General features: G+C 35.9%; 16 protein-coding genes. 6 read left to right on the top strand and 10 right to left on the bottom strand.

The annotated features are described in order from the left end of the window. Window positions 1-11 precede the first annotated feature (11 nt). Complete coding sequence (locus H4K33_RS02035; protein WP_182646844.1) at window positions 12-1,568, bottom strand: ribonuclease E/G; 1,557 nt, start codon at window positions 1,566-1,568, stop codon at window positions 12-14. 323 nt (window positions 1,569-1,891) lie between these two features. Further along, the gene (locus H4K33_RS02030; RefSeq protein WP_002989807.1) at window positions 1,892-2,188 is read right to left on the bottom strand and encodes an HU family DNA-binding protein; all 297 of its coding nucleotides are present in this window, start codon (window positions 2,186-2,188) and stop codon (window positions 1,892-1,894) included. Between the two features lie 139 nt (window positions 2,189-2,327). On the opposite strand from H4K33_RS02030, the gene mutY reads away from it, so the two are divergent. From mutY to gldD, 3 genes are read left to right on the top strand one after another with little or no spacing between them, the layout of a single operon-like run. Then, on the top strand, window positions 2,328-3,362 hold the full coding sequence (gene mutY, locus H4K33_RS02025; protein ID WP_182646843.1) for an A/G-specific adenine glycosylase: 1,035 nt from the start codon (window positions 2,328-2,330) through the stop codon (window positions 3,360-3,362). An 11-nt stretch (window positions 3,363-3,373) separates the two neighbouring features. Next, window positions 3,374-3,814, top strand: coding sequence for a single-stranded DNA-binding protein (locus H4K33_RS02020; protein WP_182646842.1), 441 nt, complete (start codon window positions 3,374-3,376; stop codon window positions 3,812-3,814). Between the two features lie 21 nt (window positions 3,815-3,835). Then, window positions 3,836-4,414 (top strand): gliding motility lipoprotein GldD, encoded by a 579-nt coding sequence (gene gldD, locus H4K33_RS02015; RefSeq protein ID WP_182646841.1) that lies wholly within the window; start codon window positions 3,836-3,838, stop codon window positions 4,412-4,414. Window positions 4,415-4,477: 63 nt separating this feature from the next. Here gldD and H4K33_RS02010 read toward each other — a convergent pair whose 3' ends face one another. From H4K33_RS02010 to H4K33_RS02000, 3 genes are all read right to left on the bottom strand, one after another. Continuing rightward, window positions 4,478-4,870 carry a heavy-metal-associated domain-containing protein gene (locus tag H4K33_RS02010; RefSeq protein ID WP_182646840.1) on the bottom strand — a complete coding sequence of 131 codons (393 nt, stop codon included), beginning with the start codon at window positions 4,868-4,870 and terminating at the stop codon, window positions 4,478-4,480. A gap of 224 nt (window positions 4,871-5,094) precedes the next feature. Next, on the bottom strand, window positions 5,095-7,140 hold the full coding sequence (locus H4K33_RS02005; RefSeq protein WP_182646839.1) for a pitrilysin family protein: 2,046 nt from the start codon (window positions 7,138-7,140) through the stop codon (window positions 5,095-5,097). 21 nt (window positions 7,141-7,161) lie between these two features. Beyond that, window positions 7,162-8,481: a pitrilysin family protein gene (locus H4K33_RS02000; RefSeq protein WP_182646838.1), complete on the bottom strand. Its 1,320-nt coding sequence runs from the start codon at window positions 8,479-8,481 to the stop codon at window positions 7,162-7,164. 258 nt (window positions 8,482-8,739) lie between these two features. Between H4K33_RS02000 and rplU the strand changes: the two genes are divergently transcribed. From rplU to H4K33_RS01985, 3 genes are all read left to right on the top strand, one after another. Further along, complete coding sequence (gene rplU / locus H4K33_RS01995; RefSeq protein WP_002989791.1) at window positions 8,740-9,102, top strand: 50S ribosomal protein L21; 363 nt, start codon at window positions 8,740-8,742, stop codon at window positions 9,100-9,102. A gap of 24 nt (window positions 9,103-9,126) precedes the next feature. Next, window positions 9,127-9,387: a 50S ribosomal protein L27 gene (gene rpmA, locus H4K33_RS01990; protein WP_182646837.1), complete on the top strand. Its 261-nt coding sequence runs from the start codon at window positions 9,127-9,129 to the stop codon at window positions 9,385-9,387. Between the two features lie 772 nt (window positions 9,388-10,159). After that, a complete protein-coding gene (locus H4K33_RS01985; RefSeq protein ID WP_182646836.1) occupies window positions 10,160-11,500 on the top strand; it encodes a hypothetical protein in 1,341 nt (446 codons plus the stop codon). 66 nt (window positions 11,501-11,566) lie between these two features. Here the strand turns inward: H4K33_RS01985 and dgt are convergent, their stop codons facing one another. From dgt to odhB, 5 genes are all read right to left on the bottom strand, one after another. Further along, window positions 11,567-12,910, bottom strand: a complete 1,344-nt coding sequence (dgt, locus tag H4K33_RS01980) for a dGTP triphosphohydrolase (protein WP_182646835.1) — start codon at window positions 12,908-12,910, stop codon at window positions 11,567-11,569. Window positions 12,911-12,934: 24 nt separating this feature from the next. Continuing rightward, the gene (locus H4K33_RS01975; RefSeq protein ID WP_182646834.1) at window positions 12,935-13,639 is read right to left on the bottom strand and encodes an AAA family ATPase; all 705 of its coding nucleotides are present in this window, start codon (window positions 13,637-13,639) and stop codon (window positions 12,935-12,937) included. 121 nt (window positions 13,640-13,760) lie between these two features. Then, window positions 13,761-14,684, bottom strand: a complete 924-nt coding sequence (locus H4K33_RS01970) for a DnaJ domain-containing protein (RefSeq protein WP_182646833.1) — start codon at window positions 14,682-14,684, stop codon at window positions 13,761-13,763. 134 nt (window positions 14,685-14,818) lie between these two features. After that, a complete protein-coding gene (locus tag H4K33_RS01965; RefSeq protein WP_182646832.1) occupies window positions 14,819-15,043 on the bottom strand; it encodes a hypothetical protein in 225 nt (74 codons plus the stop codon). A 193-nt stretch (window positions 15,044-15,236) separates the two neighbouring features. Beyond that, entirely contained in the window at window positions 15,237-16,460 is a 1,224-nt protein-coding gene (odhB, locus tag H4K33_RS01960) for a 2-oxoglutarate dehydrogenase complex dihydrolipoyllysine-residue succinyltransferase (protein ID WP_182646831.1), read from the bottom strand. Window positions 16,461-16,466 lie beyond the last annotated feature (6 nt).

The following is a 16,466-nucleotide window of genomic DNA, read 5'->3' as shown; positions in this document are numbered from 1 at the left end:
TGGGTTTTTCGTTATTCTGATATTTCCTTTCCTTTATCATCAAAGAAATGGTATTCTAAATACGTGTAAGCGTCACGCGGTACAATTTTGATCCATTTCTTGAATTCCATCCACCACTTCATACGCAATGACGGCAAACCTTTAGTAAGGTAAGCAGCCACAAAAGGGTGTGTATTCAAGATTATTTTGCAAGATGGATCTCTTGCAATAATATTTTCGATACTCGCTCTAATCTTGTCAATAACCAAAATAGGAGCTTCGATCTCACCATGCTCATTTGGATCCTCTTCTCTAGTTTCGATCGACACTTCAGGACGAACGCGTTGTCTAGTGATTTGGATCAATCCAAATTTACTCGGTGGTAAAATTTTGTGTTTGGCTTTATCATCGCTCATTTCTTCTTTCAAGAAGTCGTACAAGGTCTTTCTATTTTCAGGATTCCCCATATCAATAAAATCGACCACGATAATTCCACCCATATCTCTTAACCTCAACTGACGTGCTATCTCAGCCGCCGCAATTAAATTAACTTCAAGGGCAGTGTCTTCTTGTGATTGTGCTTTATTCGAACGATTACCGCTATTCACATCAATGACATGTAACGCCTCCGTATGTTCTATAATCAAATAAGCACCTTTGCTCATAGAAACGGTTTTACCAAAAGAGGTTTTAATCTGGCGTTCAATGCTGTATTTCTCAAAAATAGGAACTTCTCTCGACTGATAATGCTTGACAATCGACACCTTAGCAGGGGCAATTTCTTGCAAATAGTCCTTAGTTTGATAATACAGATCCTCATCATCTGTAATGATACCTGTAAAAGTATCATTAAAAACATCTCTTAATATTGAAGAAGCCTTATTAACTTCACCCAATACTTTAGAAGGATGATGTGCAGTTGTTAACTTTTTGCACATGTTGTTCCATTTGGCCATTAAGTTGCGTAGATCTTTGTCGATTTCGCTCACTTTCATGCCTTCTGCAACTGTGCGTACGATTACACCAAAACCTTTGGGTTTGATAGACTGTACTAGTTTTTTTAAGCGCTCCTTTTCTTCTTTGGATTCAATTTTTTGAGAAATTGAAATGCGATTCGAAAAAGGTACAAGTACGACATATCGACCTGCTATAGACAACTCTGAACTAATACGAGGTCCTTTGGTTGAAATTGGTTCTTTTACAATCTGAACTAATAAAGATTGATTGGCGCTTAATACATCAGTAATAGCACCATCTTTATCAATTTCGTCTTCAAAGACAAAGTTCTCTAGGGCGTAATCTTTTAATTTACCTCCACTTACAAGTTTAGTGAACTTCAATAGCGTTTTTAAGTTTGGCCCAAGGTCGTGATAATGCAAGAAAGCATCTTTTTCAAAACCTACATGCACAAACGCTGCATTCAATCCGGGAACGGGTTTTCTAATTTTAGCGATAAAAATATCGCCGACCTGAAAACCATTACCTTCATCTGCTTCACGCTCTCTATGCAGTTCAATTAGTTTTCCATCTTTTAATAAGGCAAAATCTACTGTATCAGAATTCGACCTAATAATTAGCTCTTTATTCACACTGTACATTTTTATCCATACTCATTCATTACACTGCTTTGGTTATTCGGAGATCCGTTCAAAACAAAATGAGTTTGTATAGATGGATTAAACATTATTTTAAAAACAAGTATACACTTGTTTATTCCTTCTTTAACTTGATAAGATATCTATCAATGAACGTACTTTTGAACTTTCTTAGAAAAGAAAAAAGTAGTATTAAACTACTTTTTCTTTTTGTGACGGTTAGCTCTCGCTCTTTTTTTACGCTTATGCGTTGCTACCTTATGTCTTTTTCTTTTTTTACCACTTGGCATAATGTGTGTAATTTAGAGATTAATAAATTATTTTACTTTTACTTCTGTGTTTGATTTTACACCTTCTACAAACACTTTAGCTGGTTTAAATGCAGGAATGTTGTGAGCTGGAATCCTAATTGTTGTGTTTTTTGAAATGTTTCTTCCAGTTTTCTCAGCTCTTGTTTTGATGATAAAACTTCCAAAACCTCTTAAATACACATTTTCACCTGTTTCTAACGACGCTTTTACTTCATCCATAAAAGATTCTACTGTCGCTTGAACGTCACCTTTCTCAAGCCCTAATTTCTCTGAAATTTTAGCTACAATGTCCGCTTTAGTCATTTTAGATATTAATTATATTTGTTGTTGTCCGTTTTTTTTAGAGTGTGCAAATATATTAATTTATAATCCAATAATTCAATCTTAATCGATTAAAATTTAATTATATATCGTTTATTTTTGCCCCTCACACATTTTCATCATGATTTTCTCTAACAAACTAATAGCTTGGTACTTAGACAACAAACGCATTTTACCTTGGCGTGAAACAAAAGATCCTTATTCTATTTGGCTATCAGAAATTATTCTTCAACAGACGCGTGTAGCGCAAGGATTACCCTATTTTGAGGCTTTTAAACAGGCTTATCCTACTGTTTTTGATCTAGCAAATGCCCAAGAAGATGATGTTTTATTACTTTGGCAAGGGCTGGGTTACTATAGTAGAGCGCGCAATTTACACGCTACAGCTAAAAAGGTAGCCCATGAACTAAACGGACAATTCCCAACTACTTATAAAGAACTACTCACTTTAAAAGGCGTAGGTGAATACACCGCCGCCGCGATTGCCTCTATCGCTTATGATGAAGTTGTTCCCGTTGTGGATGGAAATGTTTTCCGAGTTCTCGCACGAATTTACGGAATTACATCTGATATAGCTACTCAAAGGACAAAAAAAGAATTTCAGGCCGTTGCAGCAACACTTATTTCACCGCAGCAACCCGCGATTTTCAACCAAGCTATTATGGATTTTGGCGCGATTCAATGCACGCCGAAAGGAACAAATTGCGCTCCTTGTCCTTTTATTACATCCTGTGTCGCCTATCAAACCAATCAAGTAGATAAATTACCTGTAAAACTCAGTAAAGTCAAGGTTAAAAACCGATATATGGATTTTCTCATCTTTTTGGACGGAAATAATCATACCCTTTTAGAACAGCGAACTCAAAAAGATATTTGGCAAAATCTCTACCAATTTCCGGTTATCGATCGATTTACGGATGAAGCTATTGATTTAGAAAAACAGGTCTATGCGCGCTATCCTACCACCTCTATTACACAACTAACCTGCCTGACGGAAGAAGTGATCATTCACCAACTATCACATCAAAAACTACACCTTCGATTTTGGATGATTCAAACTGAGATTATCCCCGGAGAAACGACCCCTTGGCACGATTTAAATAAATTTGGTTTTCCGATTGTAATTCATAACTTTATTCAATCCTTAACCGTATAATTTTTGCATCTATGAATGGTACATTGAACAAAGTTACCCTAATTGGCCACTTAGGCGAAAATGTCAAAATACACTATTTTGAGAATGGCAATTGCATTGGACGTTTTCCCTTAGCAACCAACGAGGTGTACATCAACAAAACGAGCAATGAACGCATTACCTCTACGGAATGGCACAATATTGTAGTGCGAAATAAACAGGCAGAAGTATGTGAAAAATACCTAACTAAAGGAGACCGCATTTATGTAGAAGGCCGAATCCGAACCAGACAATGGGCAACGGAAGACGGTATACAAAAGCAAATTGTCGAGATTATCGTAACGGAATTCATGTTTCTCGACACAAAAAAAGACAGTAGCAAAACAGCTACCCCAGAAGAAATTGAACGCAAAAAGGCAATTGACAACTTCTCCATCCCAGGCGAAAGTAACAATGACAATTTACCCTTTTAATCGGATAAGTAAATCAACCCTATGTTTCACAAAACATTTACCCTTTATAGCGCAGCCTTTTTAGGCTTATTCCTTACTTTAGGATCTTGTAAAAAAGAAAGTACCCCAAGACCCAACGCTTACTTGGCGCTTAATTATCCTGAGCCCACTTATCAAAGCTATGAAAACTCGTACCATCATTTTACTTTTGATTTAAACAAAAATGCTTCGGTCAAAGAGCTTAAATCAACAGCTTTTGAGGTTCATTATCCTCAAATGAAGGCAACAATATTCATGAACTATAAAACGGTTGACAACAACCTGGATGCTTTGTTAAAAGACGCTCAAAAATTGACTTATGAACATTTTATCAAGGCAGATGAAATTGTAGAACAACCATTTGTCAATGCGAAAGATCGCGTTTACGGCATGTTCTATCACGTTGGAGGTGATGCAGCAACAAATGTACAATTCTACGCCACAGATAGCGTTAAAAACTTTGTCGTTGCTTCTTTGTATTTTTATGCCAAACCCAACTTTGATTCCATTCTTCCAGCAAGTCATTATATCCAACAAGATATGCGTCAAATGCTAGAATCTTTAAAATGGGAACATAATTAATCCTGAAAAACTAAATTTCAACATAAAAAAAGCTTTCGTATGACGAAAGCTTTTTTTATTTAATTAAAGTGTCTTAACCTCTAAATTTTCTACTTTATAACTGCCATTAGCAATCTTTTGAACTGTTTGTGTTAATGACTCTCCATTTTGTTTTGCATCGTCAAAAATTACAGTTGCTGTTTTGCTTTCAAAATCAACAGTTGCTTCTTTTACTCCTTGTAATCCTGTCAACTTTCCTTCGATCATTTTAGCACATCCCAAAGCGCAAGTCATTCCTTCGATTTGAAAAGTAGCTTGTTCCATGTTTCCAGCTACTTCTGTTGATTCCGTTACTGGTGCTGTTTCTACTTGCTCTACTGTTTCCGTTGACTCTGCTTCTTTTTTAGTTTCGCTTTTACATCCCACTAAAAAAACACCTCCTAATAAGGCAACTAATCCAAGTTTTACTATTTTCATCTTGTTCTTGTTAACGAGTTAATACATTGCTTTTGTAGCCACAAAAATACAAAAAATAAAATCGTCTCTTCTCGCAATTCACTCTTTTTGTTTTGAGAATCAATACCTCAAGATAGAGCAAGCACCATTTCCTTTTTTACGATGTCTATTTATTAAAAACAAAAAGTCGCTATTCGTTGTGAATAGCGACTTTTCAAAAGAATTATAATTAATTTTAAAAAAGATTATTTAAAATCTGCATCCGAAACTCCTTCGTTAACTTTAATTTCTTTGATTTTCATTTCGATTTCAATACCGACATTCATCGATTGAACGAAAGGAAATTTAATTCCTTTTACTTCTTTGTAATCAGAATAGTTAACCACTTGCTGCATTTTTTGCCCCATTTGCTCCACTTCTTGTACTGCAGCCACTTTTAATCCTGTTGTTGTGTCATAGTAGCTTGTTGTATTTCCTACTTTCACACCGTATGCATCCACACCATTGATTGATTCAACACCTGTCAACACAGCAGTTGCATCTGCTTTTAACTCTCCAAAAGGAACCGCTTCAGCTTGTGCTTCTTTTAACTCTTCACCCGTGATTTCTGTTTTTTGTCCTTGTACAACTGCATACCCCATTTTAGGTGTAATCACTTGCTTAGACATCACTGCACCCATCATTTTCTGTTCTGAAGACAAAAAGCCGTCTTTTACTTTGTTCACCATTTCCAATGTCATTCCTTGTACTTCTGCTTCACTTGTAATCCACAACGATTTAACAGCTTTCACTTTTGCATCGCCTCCGATAGCTTGAATGTAGTTTGCTAAAACAGTTTGTACTGTTACTCCTGCAGGTACTTCTTTTTTGAACACAGGTTTTTCAACCGGATTAGCTTCTTTATCGTAGAAATACATTGGCTTATTCAAGCCTTCTAATCCACTTACAACATCTGCTCCTTTTCCAACAATTACGATGCGCATATTGTCGTTTAAGAAATATTTTTGTGCTGCTTTTTGAATATCCGCAGGTGTTACTGCATTAATACCTTTGATGTAATTTTCGTAAAAATCAGCTGGTAATTTGTGTAATTCTTTATTTAAAGCATAACGAGCTACTGTCTCAGGTTTTTGAATTTCCATCACAAAGTTTCCGATATACTTGGCTTTTGCCATTTTCAACTCTTCGTCTTTGACTAAAGTTGTACGCATTAATTCAATCTCTTTAATGAACTCCGTAACTGCGCTATCTGTTACCACATTGCGCACAGAAGCTGTCGCTCTAAATTTTCCTGGATACTTACGCGCAGTACTGATTGAAGAATAGGCACCATACGTCCATCCATGTGCTTCACGTAAATTTAAAAACAAACGACCTTCTCCACCACCACCTAGGATTTGGTTGGCTAAAATGGCTGCAAAGTAATCGTTATCTGTCATCTTCAACTCAACCTCATTGATCAAAGCAATTTCAGATTGCACTGCGTTTGGCATATTAACGAAATCAATTTGCGTTTGAGCTACATTCTTATTCGTTGTTGCTTCAGCAAAAGTTGTGGTAGATTTTTTCCAATTGTCAAACAAAGACTTGATTGTCTTTTCTGTTTTCTTGTAATCAATATCTCCTACAACCACTAAATAAGCGTTATTTGGCGTAAAGTATTTTGCGTAATATGCTTGTACATCAGCCAAAGTAACATTAGAAACAGTAGCTTCAGTTTCAAACTCTCCTGCTGCAGTATTCTTTCCATACAACAAAGCGTCTTCAACTCGACTTGCAACTGCAGATACACTTTTCTCGCTCGTTTTTAACGATTCGATAATCTGTGCTTTTGCTTTATCGAATTCTTCCTGTGTGATAACAGAATTTAAAGCACCATCTGCCAACAATCCAAGAATTGTTTCATTGTATTTCGACAATCCGCTTGCGAAAGCTCCACTAGAGAAAAAACGAACATTAGCTCCTAAGAAATCAATCTCATCATTGAATTGTTCTTTGGACATTTTTTTCGTTTGATTTCCCAAAACTTGAGATAAAATAGAAGTAACTCCTGCTTTATCACCTTCAGCAATTAAAGGGTTATCAATGGTTAGGGTATACGATACTTGAGGTAATTTATGGTTGGGAACAACCAATACTTTCATTCCATTCTTCAACGTAAATGAAGTAGGTTTCCCTACGTGAACCACGGGTACAGGTCCTGAAACGGGTTGTTTTCTGTCTTGTGCTTGTAATTGAGCAGCTGCTAAAGCAAAAACCAAACTAGCTGCGTAAATATATACTTTTTTCATTTCTCTTCTTCTTGTTTAGCATTAGTTATTAGCTTCTTTCTCTGGAATATAATCTAAGATTAAGCGCTGATTTTTGTTCAAATACTTCTTAGCTACTTCGCGGATTTCTTCACGAGTAATATCTCTATACATCTCAATATTTGTATTAATCAGATTTGTATCGCCATACAATAAGCTATACGTTGCTAAATTATGAGCCAATCCTTCTAAGTCAGCATTTCCTCTCACATATTCATTTTCTAACACATTTTGCAATTTTTGAAAATCGCGTTCAGAAATCAATTCAGTTTGCAATTTTTCAATTTCACTGTCGATTTCAGCAACTAAATCTGCTGTTGTATACCCTTGCATTGGTAAACCATAGATTAGATAAGCGCCATAATCCTCTTGACTTAAATTGAATGCCCCGATTTCTAAAGCTTTCTTCTGTTCGTCTACAATTTTTTTGTATAATCTCGAGCTTTTTCCGTTTGATAAGATTGTAGAAATCATATCCAATACACGAGCCTCACGTGTTTTCATTGAAGGCGTACGATAAGCTTGTACAAGCATTGGGATTTGAACGTTCGGATCTTGATACTCTGCTCTGATTTCTTTTGTGATTGGATCTTCTTGAATTGCAGTACGCGTAACTGGAGTACCTTTTTCAATTGAACCAAAGTATTGTTGAATCCATTTTTTAGCTTGTGCCGTTTCAAAATCACCTGCTACCACTAACACTGCGTTATTAGGAATATAGAACTTCTTGTTAAACGCTAAGAATTCCTCCAAAGTAGCCGCATCTAAATGTTCCATAGATCCAATAGGCGCCCAACGATAAGGGTGTTTTGTAAATAAGTTCTCTTTTACTTGAGGTAGGAGTTGTCCGTAAGGTTGATTGTCCATACGCAAACGCTTCTCTTCCTTCACTACTTCATTTTGTGTATCTACACCAATTTGGTTAATAATAGGATGCATCAAACGCTCAGATTCCATCCACAACCCTAATTCTAAGTTATTTGATGGAAATACTTCATAGTAGTATGTTCTATCATCTGATGTATTCGCATTGTTTTTACCACCATTAGCCGTAACCAATTTAAACCATTCTCCGCGTTCGATATTTTTTGTTCCTTCAAACAATAAGTGTTCAAAGAAATGGGCAAACCCCGTGCGTTCAGGATTTTCGTCCTTCGCTCCTACGTGGTACATTACGGAAGTAATGATAACAGGAGCTGATTTATCCTGATGCAAAATAACTTTAAGCCCATTTTCTAAAGCGTATTCTTCGAATTCCACTTTTTGAGCTGACGCTGTCATTCCATAAAAAAGCGCGCCTAAAATCAAGAGTGATCTTTTCATTTTATAGTTCTGAATTTAGTTTATAGTACTATGAGACGCTATTTTTTCTAAATGTTACAGGCTAGTTAACTTTTAGTTTCAATTTTAACATTTGATCTCGTGACTTTGTGAAGATGTGGCAATTAGTCAACACAGGCATAATTAACATTTGTTTCTACAACAACATAAAAATCAGAAAACAAAAAGCAAAAAACACTTGACCAATTAAAAAAGAATTGTAACTTTGCACACTTAAATAAACCTTAATAATTTATTGTTATGTACGCAATCGTAGAGATAGCTGGGCAACAATTCAAAGTTAGCAAAGACCTTAAAGTTTATGTTCACCGTTTGGCAACAGAAGAAGGAGCGACTATCACTTTTGATAAAGTTCTTTTAGTTGATGACAACAATAACATTACTGTAGGCGCCCCAGTTATAGAAGGTGCTTCTGTAGAAGCTAAAGTTTTACAACACCTTAAAGGTGACAAAGTAATCGTTTTCAAAAAGAAAAGAAGAAAAGGTTACAAAAAGAAAAACGGTCACAGACAAGCTTTGACTCAAATCGTAATTGAAGGAATCAACTTCGGTGGAGCAAAGAAAAAAGCGACTAAAAAAGAAACAGCTGAAGCAGCTGAGTAATTAACAATTTAAAATTATAACGTCATGGCTCACAAAAAAGGTGTCGGAAGTTCGAAGAACGGTAGAGAATCAGAATCGAAACGCTTAGGTGTTAAGATTTACGGTGGTCAAGCAGCTATCGCTGGAAACATCCTTGTAAGACAAAGAGGTTCTAAGCATAATCCTGGTGAAAACGTTTATATGGGAAAAGACCATACTTTACATGCTAAAGTTGACGGTGTTGTTAAATTCCAAAAGAAAAAAGACAACAAGTCTTACGTTTCAATCATTCCATTCGAAGCTTAAGAATCTATCTATCTGTGTGAACAGATAAAAGGTTACAAAATAAAAAAAGGTATTGTGAAATTTCACAATACCTTTTTTTTTGGAGAGAAGAGAAAGGAAAGAAGAGAAAAGTAAATTTTATTTTTAGAGGAATCCATCACTCCACCCAGTATATCTCTTTGATCTAAGAGAAGTCGCATTCGTTACTCACCGATCGTCATTCTAACCACTAACCATCTCATCCTCTTTATCTCGCGGAGTTTATATTTTATTTTGGTGTTGATGAATATATCTCACTTATTTTATATTTGTTTTTGTGTTCGATGAATATATCTCACCGAGTTTATATTTGTTTTTGTGTTCGATGAATCTTCACTACGTTACGATTTTCACTGCGTTTAGATTTCTTCTTTCTTCTTTCCTCTTTATCTCACCAAGTTTATATTTTATTTTGGTGTTCGATGAATATATCTCACCGAGTTTATATTTGTTTTTGTGTTCGATGAATCTTCACTACGTTCCGATTTTCACTACGTTTCGATTTCCTCTTTCCACTTTCCTCTTTCCACTTTCCTCTTTCCACTTTCCTCTTTCCTCTTTATCTCACCGAGTTTATATTTGTTTTTGTGTTCGATGAATCTTCACTACGTTCCGATTTTCACTACGTTTCGATTTCCTCTTTCCTTAAACGTTATTCTTATTTAGAAAAAATAAAAATAATATTGCACATCTCATTTTTCTTATTTATTTTTGGTCTAAATTAAATTATAACTAAAAACATAATAATTTACTCATGATGAAAGTAACTAAACTCTTATCTGCTTTAGCAATGCTTGCGTTAATTTCAGTTGGTACAGCTAGTTGTTCTAGTGATGATGACGTAATCAGAAAAGAAAACAACAACGACCAAACAGAAGTAGGTTCTGAACTTCCTTTTGAAGGTAACTTTGCTTATGCTCATGCTGGAAATCCAATTCCATTTGAATTTACAAAGAAAACAATCAACATGAAAATGTCAGGAATGGCTGGTAGTGGTCAAGAAGATGACACCTATAATGTTCTAAAAGTATACAAAGACAAAAACAATGTTTTAAAGGCAGTTGCAAAAAACACAAAAGAAAGCGAATACAAAGCGTTTTTCTTCAAAAACATTAAAGAAGAATCATTAGACATCAATATCAACTATACATTTAAGTCTGAAATTGAAGCAATTGAATCTACTTATCCAACTTCAGGTGACATTACTCCTGATCACGGAAACAATATCTTCCCTTGGTTAAAACTTACAAGAACTGGCGGTGAAGAACCTGCGAAAATCAACTTACCTGTTCAAGGAAAGTACGTTTTTTCAGCTCAAGGACACACGTACTACTATACATTCTCTAATACAGTAGTAAATTTCAATGGGTCTTATGACATGACTGTATTGAAACACAACACAAACACAAACAAAATCTTATTAGAAGGTGTAGGCGAAAAAGCGGGAACTTTCTATGTAGCACAATTAAAAAACATCACTGAAAACACAGTAGATGTAGCACGTTTAACTTTTGGTGAAGCAGATGCGAAACAAAAAGCAGAAGCTGAATTTGCGTTAGCTTCTGAACTAACAGGGGGTAAATTCACTACATACACAAAAGAAGGTGGTGTTACAACTCCTGCTTTTGCAGAATTAAACGGAACTTACTTATCAGCAATGATCGCAATGAACGGAGTTGATGTAGGTCAATACGAATTCCACATTGGAGAGAATGATGAAGCATTCATTTTTATGGGAGACTTCAGAGGTACAGGTACATTCACTGAAGGTGGAAAAATCGAAATGAAACGCGTATTCACAGACGAGGCTAAAGGACAAATCATTTATGAAATCTTAAACTCTGAAGGATACTATGACGGAAGAACAGGACAATTCTTAACCATATACGTTAGAGATTACAAAGAAACAGCAGGTAAAGCTACTTTCGCTATTGCTACAAAAAAAGGTGAATCTTCAATTGCAGCTAGCAAAGGAGATGTAATCGGAAAAACGCTAGAAGAAGCTAAAGCAATCGCTGCTCCAGATGCTATGAAAATGTGGGATGGCGGAATGATGGCTTATGCTCACGTTTGGATTCCAACAACAAAGAAATAGTACATTTTCCATATTTGATTAACTAATGAAAAAAGGCTTTTGAAATTAATTTCAAAAGCCTTTTTTTTATTTCGTTACTTTGATTGTATGATACAATTCTAAAGCCTTACCGTCTGTCAACATGGAAACGAAATGACAAATACTCATTAAGCGTTCATATAAACTATCGCTTTCTATAATATAGCGTTCTGGTAGGAGTTTTATAATTAATCCATCATAGTGATTATCCTCACCATAATAGCGGTTATTTGTAGCGGTAATAAAGCGTTCTAAGAGCGTTTCTATTACTTGATACCCTATGATCTCCTTTTCAATGACTTCTTTACTCTGGTATACATTATTGATACTCACTGCCAAGATATCTTTCATTTGCGCGATGTAAGAACACTTTTCTGTCAAAGCAAAGGGATAATCACCAGCTAAAATCTTTTCTTCATTCTCAATAAACAAACGCGTCACGTCATCAATCAAACTACCGATAGCCAATGCACGCAAATAGCTTACACGATCTTCTTTTGAATTTAATTGAGAGTACTTTTGCGTATTGATACTATTTTGAACAATCATGATAAGGAATTCTAAGGCATGTTCTTCTGGAATCCACCCCAAATTAATACCATCTTCAAAATCTGTAATTGTATAACAAATATCGTCAGCTGCTTCAACTAAATACGCCAAAGGATGACGATAAAATGCTGTTTCAACTCGATCGTCTTTCATAATCATCCCCAACTCAGAAGCCACATCAATAAACGCTTCTTTATCTCCTTGGAAAAAACCATACTTCTTATCCGAAATATCACGAGTTGGCTTTTTAGGCAAACTTTCTTTGGGATACTTCATAAAAGCTCCAAGTGTAGCATAAGAAATACGCAATCCTCCTTCTATTCCTGGGCGAGACTTCGTCAAGATAGAAAAACCATTGGCATTTCCTTCAAAATCAATTAAATCTTGCCATTCCTTTTCTGTAAGCTTATCTTTAAAAGCAAGTCCTTTTCCTCGATTAAAATAATCGCCAATTGCTTTTTCGCCTGAATGACCAAAAGGCGGATTTCCAATATCATGAGCCAAAGACGCTGCGGCAACGATCGCCCCAAAATCATTCACAGTATAGCCGTATTCTTCCGCTAAATAGGTATATTTTTTCAGTAGTTTCTCTCCGACATTTCGACCAAGCGAACGCCCAACGACAGAAACTTCTAAACTATGGGTTAATCTCGTGTGAACAAAATCTGTTTTTGATAAAGGGATAACTTGTGTTTTATCTTGTAAACTGCGGAAAGGCGATGAAAATATAATGCGATCATAATCTACTTCAAAACCAATTCGCGTTTGACTTTCATCTAGGCGATTTCTTACAAATGTGTCACCGTGCTTCTTTAAAGACAGCAACTTTTCCCATTTCATCATATACTATATTCTTTTGTTTCTTTACTAATTTTCTACTTCTTGTTGGCTTGTAATAATGTTATTCTTTACTGTGCGATAAATATGTGTTTTGGCCTCAGCGTAGGAGATATTATACAATCGTTCTACCTGTGCATATTCTGACGGATATACGGCTAACATCTTATCGTAATACAGATCCAACGCTTCTTTTTCGGGAGCTGTATACTCTAGTTTCAATTCAAAACGGCGAACTAAAGCTTCATCAATCATGTGAATTTGATTCGTTGCTGCAATTAAGATGGATTTTTGCGGAAGATTGTCGATCAACTGTAGAATTGCGTTAACCACGCGCTTCATTTCACTGTTATCTTTATTGTCGTAATCGCGAATTTGTCCTAAAGAATCAAACTCATCAAAAAACAAAACAGCACTCTCGTATTGAATTTCCTTAAATAAACTTTCGATGTTTTTGGCTGTCTCTCCCAGTTTAGAAGAAACGATCGTTGCCAAGTTTACAATAATCAACTTTTTATCCAATTGCTTGGCAATTGCTTTTGCGGTCATTGTTTTTCCACAACCTGTTTTTCCATATAATAAAATCTTATTACTAACAGGCAAGTTGTATTTCGTTAATATTTCACGATACTTATACTCCTTCAAGAATGCTTCGATCTCTTGCTCTACTTTTTCAGTAAACATAACATCTGCTAAGCGAATGTCAGTACGATCGATATAATACAAAGAACTCATCTCAAACTATGATTTGAACATTATTAACTACAAATATAAGCTAAAAAAAACGTTACCCTCCAACGAGTTTCCTTAAAAAAGCTACGGAATGTCTATCTATACTTAAACCAATTTGACAAAACTAAAACCGAGGTTTACGACCGTGTTTATTAGGCAAATCATCTCCTTTAAGCAGCAGTAATATCAACAGAACCGCAATATTTAACAAGGGAACCAGTAGCAACAAAGACAGTATTCCATGTCGACTAACATCGTGAAGGCGTCTTGCTGAACAAATAAGTAAGACATAAATCAATACCGTACAAATAAACGAATAGGTTCCGTCGTGATCAAAATGGGGTTGATAAAAGAAAGCCATCAAGAAAAATAGCGTTAAAAGCGCAACGCGTAAACCATAGTCTTTCCTTGAACTACGCCCTAAAGGAGCCAAGAATCCCATACTCCAATGTTGAGGACTAACATAGTTAACTTTTTCTAACTGATCTGTTTCAGTAAAATTCATGTAGATCCCATTATTGAGATGAATACTTCTCTTTTCTACATGAGAACTGTGGTTGTTCACAGCCGTTAACTCAAAAGTAAGATACTTTGCATCCAATTCTTTGACGCGATAAACGATTTTACCACGCAGTTCATCCATATACCCCAATGGATAGATGCGAATAACATCGGCTTGTTTACAATCCCAGCTTATTTCGATGAGATCGCCCATAAAAAAATACGTTTGATTGCAAGAAAAAGTAAGAATTTCAGGTCTATAGTAATCTGTATTTGCCTGTGTGGATCTTGCAGTATACGCTTGTGAAGATTGAGTATTACTGGTTGTTGTTTGTGTACGAGAGAGCGTTAAGTCATAGGCACGACGTTGGCTATCATCACCTAAAACTTCATATGCCTTAATCACTTCGAACAATCTATCTTGATATCTCGTATTACCTTGATTCATATCAGGGTGGTACAACTTCGATAACCGTCTGAATGCTTGTTTAATTTCACTCGAACTAGCTGTTGGGGTAACCTCTAAAATAGCATAATAGGTGCGCATACACTCTGGGAAATTGAATAAGATGACATTATGTGCTTTAAACCGATTATCTCATCCGTTTAAAGTAAAAAGGCATGATTTCCAACCACACCTTTACACCTGACAATATACTATTTCCCTAGAAGAGTAAAAAATTAATCTTCGTCTGCGAGGAAAAATTTCATTGATTTCATCGGATAAGCATCTCTACTTTTTCCGCTTGGGTTAGCAATAACAGTTTTGATACTCACTAGATCTCCTAATTTAAACTGAGCCTCTGTATATTGATAGTCTAACAAATAAGGACCACAGAAATAGTTTCCTTGCTCATCTTTCTCAATAATCCCTTTAAATATTCCTTTTTTCGTTTCTTTCGACATAGTAGTATTAGTTTAATGGACAAAGATACAATAGAAAAAAGGTTTTTCGTGAGATTTGTTTTTTGTAGTCTTAGAATAGCATGAGGACACGAGTTAGTATCTTTATTCGCTTCATTAAATCTCATCTTTCATTTAAAAAAAAACGACAACTGATTGCTCAGTTGTCGTTTATAGAGATAGAAATTTGATTCTATTAAAGTTCTAAAGCTTTTTTAGGATTGTTATCCATCAATAATTCAGTTGGGTTTTCTAAAGCTTCTTTCACAGCTACTAAGAAACCTACTGACTCACGTCCGTCGATGATACGGTGGTCATACGATAACGCCACGTACATCATTGGGTGGATTTCTACTTTACCATCTACTGCGATTGGACGCTCGATAATGTTGTGCATTCCCAAGATTCCAGATTGTGGAGGGTTGATAATTGGTGTAGATAACATCGATCCAAATACACCACCATTAGTGATTGTAAATGTACCACCTGTCATTTCATCCACTGTAATTTGTCCATCACGAGCTCTTGTAGCTAAACGTTTAATTTCAGCTTCAACACCGCGGAAAGACAATAATTCAGCGTTGCGAACAACAGGAACCATTAGTCCTTTTGGACCAGATACTGCAATTGAAATATCGCAGAAGTCATATTTAATTTGCTCTTGACCATCGATCATAGAGTTTACGTCTGGATACAATTCTAAAGCACGAGTAACCGCTTTAGTAAAGAAAGACATGAATCCTAAACCAACACCGTGTTTAGCTTTGAAAGCGTCTTTGTATTCACTTCTAAGCTTGTTTACGTTTGTTAAGTTAACCTCGTTAAACGTTGTCAACATCGCTGTTGTATTTTTAGCTTCAACCAAACGCTCTGCTACTTTACGACGTAACATAGACATTTTTTTGCGCTCTTCACCTCTTGGTCCACCAGTTGGAGTTCCCATTGAGTGTTTTGCGTTTAAAGCATCTTCCTTAGTGATTCTACCATCTTTTCCTGTTCCAGCAACTGAAGCAGGATCAATATTTTTTTCATCTAATATTTTTTTGGCAGCTGGAGAAGCTGAACCTGTTGCATAAGTAGCTGCTGCAGGTGCTTGTACTGGCTCTGCCTTAGGAGCTTCCGCTTTTGGAGCCTCTGCTGCTGGCTTAGCTTCTGTAGAAGTACCTCCCGCTGGTTTTGCTGCGCCTGTATCGATTAAACAAACTACTTGACCTACCGCTACTGCGTCACCTTCTTCTGCTTTTAAAGTAATGATTCCGCTTGCTTCAGCAGGCAATTCTAATGTTGCTTTATCTGAATCAACCTCAGCAATTGCTTGGTCTTTTTCAACATAGTCTCCATCTTTTACCAACCAAGTAGCAATTTCAACCTCTGTAATTGATTCACCTGGTGAAGGAACTTTCATTTCTAAGATGCTCATCGTATA

This window comes from Myroides sp. WP-1, from assembly GCF_014145635.1.
Taxonomy (GTDB): domain Bacteria; phylum Bacteroidota; class Bacteroidia; order Flavobacteriales; family Flavobacteriaceae; genus Flavobacterium.
Note: the sequence above shows the minus strand (reverse complement) of the source record. Positions and strands in the feature narration are given on the sequence as shown.

Bases quoted from the DNA above. Each gene is read 5' to 3' on its own strand.
- H4K33_RS02030 (WP_002989807.1), bottom strand. From the start codon at position 2,188: ATGACTAAAGCGGACATTGTAGCTAAAATTTCAGAGAAATTAGGGCTT.
- H4K33_RS02005 (WP_182646839.1), bottom strand. From the start codon at position 7,140: ATGAAAAAAGTATATATTTACGCAGCTAGTTTGGTTTTTGCTTTAGCA.
- dgt (WP_182646835.1), bottom strand. From the start codon at position 12,910: ATGATGAAATGGGAAAAGTTGCTGTCTTTAAAGAAGCACGGTGACACA.
- rplU (WP_002989791.1), top strand. From the start codon at position 8,740: ATGTACGCAATCGTAGAGATAGCTGGGCAACAATTCAAAGTTAGCAAA.
- mutY (WP_182646843.1), top strand. From the start codon at position 2,328: ATGATTTTCTCTAACAAACTAATAGCTTGGTACTTAGACAACAAACGC.
- H4K33_RS01970 (WP_182646833.1), bottom strand. From the start codon at position 14,684: ATGCGCACCTATTATGCTATTTTAGAGGTTACCCCAACAGCTAGTTCG.
- gldD (WP_182646841.1), top strand. From the start codon at position 3,836: ATGTTTCACAAAACATTTACCCTTTATAGCGCAGCCTTTTTAGGCTTA.
- rpmA (WP_182646837.1), top strand. From the start codon at position 9,127: ATGGCTCACAAAAAAGGTGTCGGAAGTTCGAAGAACGGTAGAGAATCA.
- H4K33_RS01985 (WP_182646836.1), top strand. From the start codon at position 10,160: ATGATGAAAGTAACTAAACTCTTATCTGCTTTAGCAATGCTTGCGTTA.
- odhB (WP_182646831.1), bottom strand. From the start codon at position 16,460: ATGAGCATCTTAGAAATGAAAGTTCCTTCACCAGGTGAATCAATTACA.
- H4K33_RS01975 (WP_182646834.1), bottom strand. From the start codon at position 13,639: ATGAGTTCTTTGTATTATATCGATCGTACTGACATTCGCTTAGCAGAT.
- H4K33_RS02000 (WP_182646838.1), bottom strand. From the start codon at position 8,481: ATGAAAAGATCACTCTTGATTTTAGGCGCGCTTTTTTATGGAATGACA.
- H4K33_RS01965 (WP_182646832.1), bottom strand. From the start codon at position 15,043: ATGTCGAAAGAAACGAAAAAAGGAATATTTAAAGGGATTATTGAGAAA.
- H4K33_RS02010 (WP_182646840.1), bottom strand. From the start codon at position 4,870: ATGAAAATAGTAAAACTTGGATTAGTTGCCTTATTAGGAGGTGTTTTT.
- H4K33_RS02020 (WP_182646842.1), top strand. From the start codon at position 3,374: ATGAATGGTACATTGAACAAAGTTACCCTAATTGGCCACTTAGGCGAA.